Source organism: Pseudescherichia vulneris (genome assembly GCF_902164725.1).
GTDB lineage: Bacteria > Pseudomonadota > Gammaproteobacteria > Enterobacterales > Enterobacteriaceae > Pseudescherichia > Pseudescherichia vulneris.
In genome coordinates this window covers 698712-709817 of record NZ_LR607338.1, presented here as the reverse complement: position 1 = coordinate 709817, position 11106 = coordinate 698712, and the positions used below count along the sequence as shown (strand labels likewise).

At 59.5% G+C, this 11106-nt stretch carries 12 protein-coding genes; 9 read left to right on the top strand and 3 right to left on the bottom strand.

What is annotated here, in order from left to right; translation table 11 throughout:
- On the bottom strand, window positions 1-980 hold a 980-nt coding region (gene pspF / locus FN633_RS02895), incomplete at its 3' end, for a phage shock protein operon transcriptional activator (RefSeq protein WP_208674157.1).
- A 152-nt stretch (window positions 981-1132) separates the two neighbouring features.
- Here pspF and pspA point away from each other — a divergent pair.
- The 7 genes from pspA (at window position 1133) to tyrR (ending at window position 6938) form a co-directional block, all read left to right on the top strand.
- On the top strand, window positions 1133-1801 hold the full coding sequence (gene pspA, locus FN633_RS02890) for a phage shock protein PspA (RefSeq protein ID WP_042394253.1): 669 nt from the start codon (window positions 1133-1135) through the stop codon (window positions 1799-1801).
- 65 nt (window positions 1802-1866) lie between these two features.
- Window positions 1867-2091, top strand: coding sequence for an envelope stress response membrane protein PspB (gene pspB, locus FN633_RS02885; protein ID WP_154056667.1), 225 nt, complete (start codon window positions 1867-1869; stop codon window positions 2089-2091).
- A complete protein-coding gene (pspC, locus tag FN633_RS02880; protein WP_154056666.1) occupies window positions 2091-2447 on the top strand; it encodes an envelope stress response membrane protein PspC in 357 nt (118 codons plus the stop codon). The genes pspB and pspC overlap by 1 nt, the downstream gene beginning before the upstream one ends.
- Window positions 2448-2471: 24 nt before the next feature.
- On the top strand, window positions 2472-2690 hold the full coding sequence (gene pspD / locus FN633_RS02875; protein ID WP_103820060.1) for a phage shock protein PspD: 219 nt from the start codon (window positions 2472-2474) through the stop codon (window positions 2688-2690).
- 119 nt (window positions 2691-2809) lie between these two features.
- Window positions 2810-4207 (top strand): YcjX family GTP-binding protein, encoded by a 1398-nt coding sequence (locus FN633_RS02870; protein ID WP_154056665.1) that lies wholly within the window; start codon window positions 2810-2812, stop codon window positions 4205-4207.
- The gene (locus tag FN633_RS02865; protein ID WP_154056664.1) at window positions 4204-5265 is read left to right on the top strand and encodes a TIGR01620 family protein; all 1062 of its coding nucleotides are present in this window, start codon (window positions 4204-4206) and stop codon (window positions 5263-5265) included. The genes FN633_RS02870 and FN633_RS02865 overlap by 4 nt, the downstream gene beginning before the upstream one ends.
- 131 nt (window positions 5266-5396) lie before the next feature.
- The gene (gene tyrR, locus FN633_RS02860; RefSeq protein WP_154056663.1) at window positions 5397-6938 is read left to right on the top strand and encodes a transcriptional regulator TyrR; all 1542 of its coding nucleotides are present in this window, start codon (window positions 5397-5399) and stop codon (window positions 6936-6938) included.
- Window positions 6939-6986: 48 nt separating this feature from the next.
- Here tyrR and tpx read toward each other — a convergent pair whose 3' ends face one another.
- Complete coding sequence (gene tpx / locus FN633_RS02855; protein WP_154056662.1) at window positions 6987-7493, bottom strand: thiol peroxidase; 507 nt, start codon at window positions 7491-7493, stop codon at window positions 6987-6989.
- Window positions 7494-7620: 127 nt separating this feature from the next.
- Between tpx and ycjG the strand changes: the two genes are divergently transcribed.
- Window positions 7621-8586, top strand: a complete 966-nt coding sequence (ycjG, locus tag FN633_RS02850; protein WP_154056661.1) for an L-Ala-D/L-Glu epimerase — start codon at window positions 7621-7623, stop codon at window positions 8584-8586.
- Here ycjG and mpaA read toward each other — a convergent pair.
- Entirely contained in the window at window positions 8577-9290 is a 714-nt protein-coding gene (gene mpaA, locus FN633_RS02845) for a murein tripeptide amidase MpaA (protein WP_154056660.1), read from the bottom strand. The two genes, ycjG and mpaA, sit on opposite strands and share 10 nt — an antisense overlap.
- A gap of 186 nt (window positions 9291-9476) precedes the next feature.
- Between mpaA and FN633_RS02840 the strand changes: the two genes are divergently transcribed.
- The gene (locus FN633_RS02840; protein WP_154056659.1) at window positions 9477-11093 is read left to right on the top strand and encodes a peptide ABC transporter substrate-binding protein; all 1617 of its coding nucleotides are present in this window, start codon (window positions 9477-9479) and stop codon (window positions 11091-11093) included.
- Window positions 11094-11106: the final 13 nt, after the last annotated feature.

Here is an 11106-nt window from a genome sequence, read left to right as displayed (position 1 = left end):
TGCTTTTTCAACAGCGCCCTCAGCTGGTGGTAGGTCAGGCCGAGCAGCTCTGCGGCGCGCTTCTGGTTAAATTTGGCCTGCTGTAGCGCAGCCTCCAGCAAATTCTTCTCCTGCACGGTCTGGAACTGGCGCAGGTCGAGAGGCAGCTCTGGCATCCCAGGGAGCGTCTCTGCAACGGGCTCGGGAGAGGCGGTGCGCTGGAAAGGATCGATAATAATCTGATCCAGCGCCACCTCGCTGGTGCCATGGCGGTAGACCGAGCGCTCCACGACATTCTTCAGCTCGCGAATATTACCCGGCCAGCGGTAGTCCAGCAGCGTCTCCCTGGCGCGATCGGTAAAGCCTGGAAACAGCGTCAGGCGCAGCTCGCGGCACATCTGGATCGCGAAGTGCTCTGCCATCAGCATTATATCGCTCTGGCGCTCGCGCAGCGGCGGGAGCTGCACCACGTCAAAGGCCAGCCGGTCGAGAAGATCGGCGCGGAAGGTGCCGTCGCGTACCATTTCAGGCAGATCGGCATTGGTGGCGCATACCAAACGGACGTTAACCTGCAGCGGCTGGCTGCCGCCGACGCGCTCCAGCTCGCCATACTCAATCACCCGCAGCAGCTTCTCCTGAACCAGCATCGGGGCCGTAGCCAGTTCGTCGAGAAACAGCGTGCCGCCGTCGGCGCGCTCGAAGCGGCCAGGATGGCGACGCTGCGCCCCGGTAAAGGCCCCAGCTTCATGACCAAACAGCTCGGTGTCCAGCAGGTTTTCATTAAGGGCGGCACAGTTCAGCGAGATAAAGGGCCCGTCCCAACGCCCGGAGAGAAAGTGCAGGCGGTTGGCGATCAGCTCCTTACCCGTTCCGCGCTCACCAATAATCAGCACCGGCTTATCCAGCGGGGCGAGGCGTGAAACCTGCTCCAGCACTTCCAGAAAGCTGTTGGCCTCTCCAAGAAGATTATCCTTGTATTCTGCCATGATGAAATTCGCTATTAGTTAGTGTTATTCACCACTGTAACCCAAAATGCCGCAGCGGTAAAATTAATCAACTATTTATAAATCAATAAGTTAAAAAGTTGGCATGGGTCTTGTATTAACTTAGCAGCAGGGCTTAGCCCGATTACATAAAATATGAGGATTACATTATGGGTATTTTTTCTCGTTTTGCCGACATCGTGAACGCCAACATCAACTCTCTGCTGGAGAAGGCGGAAGATCCACAGAAACTGGTACGCCTGATGATTCAGGAGATGGAAGACACGCTGGTTGAAGTGCGTTCCACCTCTGCACGTGCGCTAGCCGAAAAGAAACAGCTGTCGCGTCGTATTGAACAGGCTACTGCCCAGCAGGCAGAATGGCAGGAGAAGGCCGAGCTGGCGCTGCGTAAAGAGAAAGAGGATCTGGCCCGCGCTGCCCTGATCGAAAAACAGAAGCTGACCGACATTATCACGACCCTTGAGCAGGAAGTGGTTCTGGTTGATGAAACGCTGGCCCGCATGAAAAAAGAGATTGGCGAGCTGGAGAACAAACTCAGCGAGACCCGTGCGCGTCAGCAGGCGCTGACCCTGCGTCACCAGGCCGCCAGCTCTTCCCGCGACGTGCGCCGTCAGCTGGACAGCGGCAAGCTGGATGAAGCCATGGCACGTTTTGAATCCTTCGAGCGTCGTATCGACCAGATGGAAGCCGAAGCGGAGAGCCACGGTTTTGGCAAGCAGAAGTCGCTGGATCAGGAGTTTGCCGAGCTGAAAGCGAGCGATGAAATCAGCGAGCAACTGGCGCAGCTGAAAGCCAAAATGAAACAAGATATTCAATAATAACAAACGATGAACACTACCGGGTGGCGTCCGTTTACGCCGCCCCTCATCTGTAAGGAGTACACATGAGCGCGCTATTTTTGGCTATTCCTCTGACCCTGTTTGTATTGTTTGTCCTGCCGGTCTGGCTGTGGCTGCACTACAACAACCGCAGCGGTCGCGATGCCCTTTCGCAAAGCGAGCAGCAGCGCCTGGCCGAGCTCAACGACGAAGCAAAACGGATGCGCGAGCGGATAGCCTCTCTGGAAGCTATTCTTGATGCAGAGCACCCGAACTGGAGGGATCGCTAATGAATGAATTTTTTAATAAAAAACTGTGGCGAATTCCCCAGCAGGGAATGGTGAAAGGCGTCTGCGCCGGGATTGCCCACTATCTTGACGTACCGGTAAAGCTGGTGCGCCTGATTACGGTGCTGGCAATGCTTTTTGGCCTGTTCTTTTTTGTGGTGCTCGCCTACATCATTCTCACCTTCGTGCTCGATCCGATGCCGGAGGGGGAAATGGATGGCGAAGCGGCACCGACAAGCAGTGAACTGCTGAATGCGGTGGACGCAGAGCTGGCATCAGGCGAGAAGCGTCTCCGCGAGATGGAGCGCTACGTCACCTCCGATACGTTTTCGCTGCGCAGCCGTTTCCGTCAGCTCTGATATAACGACCTAACGAGGTAAATGATGAATAGCAAATGGCAACAGACCGGCAAAAAAGCTAAACCGGCACTAAAAATTGCAGGCAAGCTGGTGCTGCTGACCGCGCTGCGCTACGGCCCGGCGGGCGTAGCAGGCTGGGCAATCAAATCCGTGGCACGCCGTCCGGTGAAAATGCTGCTGGCGCTGGCGCTGGAGCCGATGCTTAAACGCCTCGCGACGCGCGTATCGCGCAACATGAAATGATTCTCTGGCGGCGCAACCTTTGCGCCGCTTGCTTTTGTTGGGCATAGATCCCACTGCACCTGCCGCCTTATACTCCTTCTCTTATCGAATCTTTCACTTCAGGGCAAAACAGGATGGCTATGAAGCGATTTAAATCTGAGCTTAACGCCCTCGTTAACCGTGGTGTCGACCGGCATCTACGCCTGGCTGTTACCGGCCTGAGCCGCAGCGGCAAAACGGCGTTTATCACCGCGATGGTCCACCAGCTCTTGAATATCCACAACGGTGCACGCCTGCCGCTTTTCAGCGCGGTTCGCGAGGAGCGCCTGCTGGGCGTAAAGCGGGTGCCGCAGCGTGATTTCGGTACCCCGCGCTTTACCTGGGATGAGGGCATTGCCCAACTCTACGGTACGCCACCCACGTGGCCGACGCCAACGCGCGGCGTCAGCGAGATGCGTCTGGCGCTGCGCTACCGCTCGAATGACTCCCTGCTGCGCCATTTCACCGACAGCGCCACCCTTTACTTAGAGATTGTTGACTATCCCGGCGAGTGGCTGCTGGATCTGCCCATGCTGGCGCAGGACTATACCAGCTGGTCGCGACAGATGACCGGTATGTTACAGGGTCACCGAAAAGAGTGGTCTGCCCGCTGGCGGGAGCTTTGTGCCGGGCTGGATCCGCTGGCTCCGGCCGATGAAAACCGGCTAGCAGAGATTGCCGATGCCTGGACGGCGTACCTGCACCAGTGTAAGGCCGAGGGGCTGCACTTTATCCAGCCGGGGCGCTTTATACTGCCGGGCGAGATGGCCGGTGCGCCGGCGCTTCAGTTCTTCCCCTGGCCGGACGTGGACGATACGGGCGAGGCGAAGCTGGCCCAGGCGGATAAGAGCAGCAACGCCGGGATGCTGCGCGAGCGCTTCAACTACTACTGCGAAAACGTGGTCAAAGGGTTCTATAAAAACTACTTCCTGCGCTTCGATCGTCAGATCGTACTCGTGGACTGCTTGCAACCGCTCAACAGCGGGCCGCAGGCGTTTAACGACATGCGCCTCGCCCTTACCCAACTAATGCAGAGCTTTCACTACGGGCAGCGGACGCTGTTTCGTCGCCTTTTCTCGCCGGTTATCGATAAACTGCTGTTTGCCGCCACCAAAGCCGATCACGTTACCGTCGATCAGCATGCCAATATGGTCTCTCTCCTCCAGCAGCTGGTCACCGACGCCTGGCAAAACGCCGCCTTTGAGGGGATCGATATCGACTGCCTGGGACTGGCGGCGGTGCAGGCCACGGAGAGCGGCCTGGTGGACGTCAACGGTAACAAAATCCCGGCGCTGCGCGGGGATCGCCTCAGCGATGGCAAACCGTTAACGGTCTATCCAGGCGATGTTCCCGCCCGGCTGCCGGGACAGGCGTTCTGGGAGAAGCAGGGCTTTCAGTTTGAGGCCTTTCGTCCACGGGTGATGGACGTGGATACCCCGATGCCGCACATTCGTCTTGATGCGGCGCTGGAATTTTTACTGGGAGATAAGCTGCGATGAACGAGCCCATCAAACCACGTGTCGATTTTACCGAACAGCCTGCAATGCCGGTGCGTGAAGAGTTTAAGGCCGCGCAGGCGTTTAGCGATACCGAGGCGGGAGAGTTTACGCCGCTGCAGGCTGAAGAGATAATGACCGACACGCCGCAGCCGGAAGCGAGCGTCGAGGCGGCGCTGCGGCCCCGGCGTAGCCTCTGGCGCACGATGGTGCTGGCCGGGCTGGCGCTGTTTGGCGTCAGCGTGGTCGGGCAGGGCGTGCAGTGGGCGATGGACGCCTGGCAGACCCACGACTGGGTAGCGCTGGGTGGCTGTGCTGCCGGCGCGCTCATCGTCGGTGCGGGGGTAGGCTCCGTGGCCGGAGAGTGGCGGCGGCTGTGGCGGCTGCGCCAGCGCGCAGAGGCTCGCGACGAGGCCAGCCTGCTGCTGCATAGCCACGGTACGGGTAAGGGGCGCGATTTCTGCGAGAGGCTGGCTCGCCAGGCGGGTATCGATCAGGCGCATCCTGCTTTGCAGCGCTGGTACGCCGCCATCCACGAGACGCAAAGCGACCGGGAGATCGTCACGCTCTATGCCCGGCTGGTGCAGCCGGTGGTGGATGCGCAAGCCCGGCGCGAAATCAGCCTCTCGGCGGCGGGCTCAACGCTGATGATTGCCGTCAGCCCGCTGGCATTGGTCGACATGGCGTTTATTGCCTGGCGCAACCTGCGGCTGATTAACCGCATCGCCAGGCTCTACGGCATTGAGCTGGGCTATTTTAGTCGCCTGCGGCTGTTTCGCCTGGTGCTGCTCAATATCGCCTTCGCCGGGGCCAGCGAAGTGGTGCGTGAGGTAGGCATGGACTGGTTGTCGCAGGATCTCGCCGCCCGGCTTTCCGCTCGCGCCGCGCAGGGTATTGGTGCCGGACTGCTTACCGCACGTCTCGGGATCAAGGCGATGGAGCTATGCCGTCCGCTGCCATGGCTGGAAGAGGATAAACCCCGGCTGGCCGATTTCCGCCGCCAGCTTATCGGCGAGCTAAAGGCCAATATGCAGCGCAGCGGCACACAAAAACGTGACTGACCGCTTATCTTTACGCCATGGCGGTGGGTTTTCCACCGCTCTGTCAATAATTGTTGACAGATAGCTTCCTGACTACCGATAAGTGTCTTATCATTCTTAGATACGTTGACTGTTTAAGGGTGGCAACTCCCATGCGTCTTGAAGTCTTTTGTGAAGACCGTCTTGGTCTGACCCGCGAGCTGCTGGATCTGCTGGTGCTCAGAGGTATCGATTTACGCGGCATCGAGATCGACCCCATCGGCCGGATCTACCTCAATTTTGCTGAACTGGATTTTAATGACTTCAGCAGCCTGATGGCTGAAATTCGCCGCATCTCCGGCGTGACTGACGTGCGCACCGTCCTATGGATGCCCTCCGAGCGTGAACATCGCGCCATGAGCGCGCTGCTGGAAGCGCTGCCCGAGCCGGTGCTCTCTCTGGATATGAAAAGCAAGGTTGAGCTGGCGAACCAGGCCAGCTGTCAGCTTTTCGGTCAGAGCCAGGCCCGGCTGCGCAACCACACCGCCCCCCAGCTGATTACTGGCTTTAACTTCCAGCGCTGGCTGGAGGGCAACCCGCAGGCGTCGCACCACGAGCACGTGGTTATCAACGGGCAGAACTTCTTAATGGAGATCACTCCGGTCCACCTCGAAGGCGAGGCCGGCGATCCGCTGCTGACCGGCGCGGTGGTGATGCTGCGATCGACGATCCGCATGGGTCGCCAGCTGCAGGATCTGGTCAGCCAGGACGCCAGCGCCTTCAATCAGATCGTGGCCGTCAGCCCGAAGATGCGCCACGTCATCGATCAGGCACGCAAGCTGGCCATGCTCAGCGCGCCGCTGCTCATCGTTGGTGATACCGGCACCGGCAAAGATCTGCTGGCTCATGCCTGCCACCTGGCCAGCCCGCGCGCGGCCAAACCCTATCTGGCCCTGAACTGCGCCTCTATCCCTGAGGATGCGGTAGAGAGCGAGCTGTTTGGCCATGCGCCGGAAGGTAAAAAAGGGTTCTTCGAGCAGGCCAACGGCGGCTCGGTGCTGCTGGATGAAATTGGCGAGATGTCGCCGCGCATGCAGGTGAAGCTCCTACGCTTCCTGAATGATGGCACCTTCCGCCGCGTCGGCGAGGATCACGAGGTCCACGTTGACGTGCGGGTGATCTGCGCCACCCAGCGAAATCTGGTGGAGCTGGTACAGAAGGGGATTTTCCGAGAAGATCTCTACTACCGCCTGAACGTGCTGACGCTGGATCTGCCTCCGCTGCGCGATCGCCCTCAGGACATCATGCCGCTGACCGAGCTGTTCGTGGCCCGCTTTGCCGACGAACAGGGCGTTCCGCGTCCCAAGCTTTCTACCGATCTTAGCAACGTCCTGACCCGCTACAGCTGGCCGGGCAACGTGCGTCAGCTGAAAAACGCGGTGTACCGTGCGCTAACGCAGCTGGAAGGCTACGAGCTGCGCCCGCAGGACATCTTGCTGCCAGATTACGATGCGGGAACCGTCGCGGTCGGGGAAGAGGCGATGGAGGGATCGCTGGACGATATCACCAGCCGCTTCGAACGATCGGTGTTGATTCAGCTTTATCGCAACTATCCCAGCACGCGCAAGCTGGCGAAACGGTTGGGCGTGTCACATACCGCTATAGCTAATAAGCTGCGGGAGTATGGTCTGAGCCAGAAGAAGGGCGAGGAGTAAAACGAGAGAGCCTTCAGTGATGAAGGCTCTTTTTTAATGCAGCTACGCTTACTGGGCCAGCGCGTGCAGGGCAGCCTCGTAGTCCGGCTCGTTGGTGATCTCGTTCACCAGCTCGCTGAATACGACGGTGTCGTTTTCGTCGATAACCACGACCGCACGCGCGGCCAGGCCTTTCAGCGCGCCGTCGGCAATGCCTACGCCGTAGTTTTCGAGGAAGTCGGCGTTACGCAGGGTCGACAGGGTGATCACGTTGCTCAGGCCTTCCGCGCCGCAGAAACGCGACTGGGCAAACGGCAGGTCGGCGGAGATGCACAGCACCACGGTGTCTTTCATTTCGGTGGCGAGCTGGTTGAATTTACGCACGGAGGCGGCGCAAACACCGGTGTCGATGCTCGGGAACACGTTAAGCACTTTGCGCTTACCCGCAAACTGCGCCAGCGTAACGTCGGTCAGATCCTTCGCGACCAGAGTGAAAGGGTGTGCTTTGCTACCCACTGCCGGAATAGTGCCAGCAACAGCAACCGGGTTGCCCTGGAAATGAACGGTTTGTGACATGAATATCTTCCTGTTTACATATAGTTAACGTCGCCGCTAGTGTACGTGATCGGCCTTAATCACGGCAAACCTATTTTTGTCCCGCTTTTCAACACTATACTTTTACATTCCGTTAAAGGAGCCAGGAATGAGAACAGTTAAGGTCTATGAAGAGAGTTGGCCCCTGCATTCGCCGTTTGTCATCTCTCGGGGCAGCCGCAGCGAGGCGCGGGTCGTGGTCGTTGAGCTGGAAGAAGAGGGGATAAAGGCGAGCGGAGAGTGCACGCCCTACCCACGCTATGGCGAGAGCGATGCGTCGGTGATTGCCCAGATCATGACCATCGTGCCACAGCTGGAGAACGGCCTTAGCCGCCAGCAGCTGCAGTCCCTGCTGCCACCGGGAGCCGCGCGCAACGCCGTTGACAGTGCCCTGTGGGATCTTGAATCTCGTCGGCTGGGCGTCAGCCTTAAGGAGCATCTGGGCGTGGCGCTGCCGGCTGATCTCACCACGGCGCAGACGGTAGTGATTGGGACGCCGGAGCAGATGGCGGCCAGCGCGGCCGCGCTATGGGAGAAGGGTGCGCGGCTGCTGAAGATCAAGCTTGACGACCGTTTAATCAGCGAGCGGCTGGTGGCGATCCGTACCGCCGTGCCGGAGGCAACGCTGATTGTCGATGCCAACGAATCCTGGCACAGCGAAGGGCTGGCGGCGCGCTGTCAGCTGCTGGCAGATCTCGGCGTAGCGATGCTGGAGCAGCCGCTTCCTGCTAACAATGACGCGGCGCTGGAGAACTTTATCCACCCGCTGCCGATCTGTGCCGATGAGAGCTGCCACGCCCGTAGCAGTCTGAAAACCCTTGCCGGACGCTATGAGATGATCAACATCAAGCTGGATAAAACCGGCGGACTGACCGAGGCGCTGGCGCTGGCTAGCGAGGCGCAGGCCCAGGGCTTTGCGCTGATGCTGGGCTGCATGCTCTGTACGTCGCGGGCGATCGCGGCGGCGTTGCCGCTGGCCTCTCAGGCACGCTTTGCCGATCTCGATGGCCCGACCTGGCTGGCGGTGGACGTTGAACCGGCGCTGCACTTCAGCACCGGTCAGCTTCACCTCTGATCCGTCCAGCGCAGCAGGCGCGTCATCGCCTGCAGATAGCGCTCGCTGGCCTCATCGTTTGAGATCGGCGGTAGCTCGGCGGTGATGCAGTGCAGGCCAATATCTGCGCACCAGCTGCCGAACGAGCCGGGCGTTTCGTAGCCGACGCTGCGCACCAGCGGCAAGGCAAACGCCTCGGCGAGCCAGTGGCCCAGCGAGCTTTGCGTGGGATCCTCAATGCAGGCCAGCGGATCGTGAAACGACACAACCCAGGCCGGATGCAGGCGATGAATAAGCTGGCACAGGCTTTGGGTTTCCGGCTCAGAGCCCGGCGCATCGCCAGCCAGCAGCACCACGTCCCGGGCGCTGGCGGCGCTGTTCCAGCGATAGACGGTCTCCCCGGCCCGCCAGTTGGCGGCGGGAAAGTTGCGGTTGAGATCGACCCCCTGGGCGTTGGCCCGCAGACCCAGCTGGCAGCCATCGGGGTTCACTGCCAGCACGACGTGATGATGGCGCAGGTCAGGCTCAAGGGTACGCAGCGCGCAGGAGAGGGTAACCACCGCTGCGCTCTCGTCCCCGTGGGTACCGGCGAGGATCAGCCCGCTCTCCCTGGAGGGAACGGGGGCGGGAAACCAGACAAGCGGCGCGCCGAGTCGCGAGCGGCCATAGTGCGCCATTCCGGTAGCAAAAGCGCCCCGTTCGGCGCGTGGGCGTGAGGCGGTCATAGCAATCCTTTCAGACAGGGGATAAACAAAGTGTTAGGCAAAGCGCAGCGCTTTTCAAATTGTTTCATTCAGGATGCGAGCGAGGCAGTAAATATCACCTTATCTTGCTAAGCCGTTTGCATTTCTCCATGCGAAAACAAATAATTATCCCATCTTTTCTCTGGGCTTTTGCTATAGGGTCATCTCATGAAATATCCCGTCTCCCTCCTTTGCGCTGCGCTGTGGCTATCCGGTCTCTCTTCACCCTCCTTTGCCGCAGACGTGCCTGCCGGAACCAAGCTGGCGGCGCAGCAGACGCTGGTGCGCCATATTAAAGATGAGCCTGCCACCCTTGACCCTGCTAAAGCCGTGGGGCTGCCGGAGATTCAGGTGATCCGCGATCTCTATGAGGGGCTGGTAAATCAGAATGAGAAGGGGGAGATTGTCCCCGGCGTAGCGACGAAGTGGAGTACCAGCGATAACCGCAGCTGGACCTTTACCTTGCGTAAAGACGCCCGCTGGTCAGACGGCTCGCCGGTCACCGCTCAGGACTTTGTCTACAGCTGGCAGCGGCTGGTCGATCCTAAAACCACATCGCCTTTCGCCTGGTTTGCCGCACTGGCAGGCATCGGCAATGCGCAGAACATCATTGATGGCAAAGCCGCGCCGGACACGCTGGCGGTGACGGCGGTCGACCCGCATACCCTGCGCGTACAGCTCGATAACCCGCTGCCCTGGTTTGCTAATCTGGCCGCCAGCTTTGCCTTCTATCCGGTGCAAAAAGCCAACGTCGAGAGCGACAAGACGTGGACCCAGCCGGGCAAGCTGGTGGGTAACGGGGCTTACGTGCTCAAGGATCGCGTGGTCAACGAGAAGCTGGTGCTGGAGCCTAACGCCCACTACTGGGATAACGGCAAAACGGTGATTAAATCCGTCACCTTTATTCCCATTAACCAGGAGTCAGCGGCAACCAAGCGCTATCTGGCAGGGGATATCGATATCACCGAGTCCTTCCCGAAAAACCTCTATCAGAAGCTGCTCAAGGATATCCCCGACCAGGTCTATACCCCGCCGCAGCTGGGCACCTACTACTATGCCTTTAACACCCAGAAAGGCCCGACGGCCGATGCCCGCGTGCGCCTGGCGCTGAGCATGACCATCGATCGCCGCCTGATGGCAGAGAAGGTGCTGGGAACCGGAGAGAAGCCTGCCTGGCGGTTTACTCCTGACGTGACGGCAGGTTTTACGCCCGATCCGTCAGAATTAGAGCAACTGAGTCAGGCTGAGCTGAACGTGCAGGCTAAAACGCTGTTGCAGGCAGCGGGCTATGGGCCGAGCCGCTCGCTGAAGCTGACTCTGCTGTATAACACCTCTGAGAACCATCAAAAGATCGCTATTGCCGTGGCCTCGATGTGGCGCAAAAACCTCGGCGTGGACGTGAAGCTGCAAAACCAGGAGTGGAAGACCTATATCGACAGCCGCAACACCGGCAACTTCGACGTGATCCGCGCCTCATGGGTAGGGGATTACAATGAGCCATCCACCTTCCTGTCGCTGCTGACCTCTACCCACAGCGGCAACATCTCCCGCTTCAACGATCCGGCTTATGACAAGGTGATGAAGCAGGCGGCTATGGAGCCAACCGCCAAAGCACGCAACGCGGACTACAACGCGGCCGAGAAGATTCTGGCGCGGGAAGCACCCATCGCGCCAATTTATCAATATACTAACGGGCGGCTGATCAAGCCGTGGCTCAAGGGTTATCCGATCAATAACCCCGAGGACGTCGCCTACACCCGGACGATGTATATCGTGGCGCACTGATGAGGCCATGTTA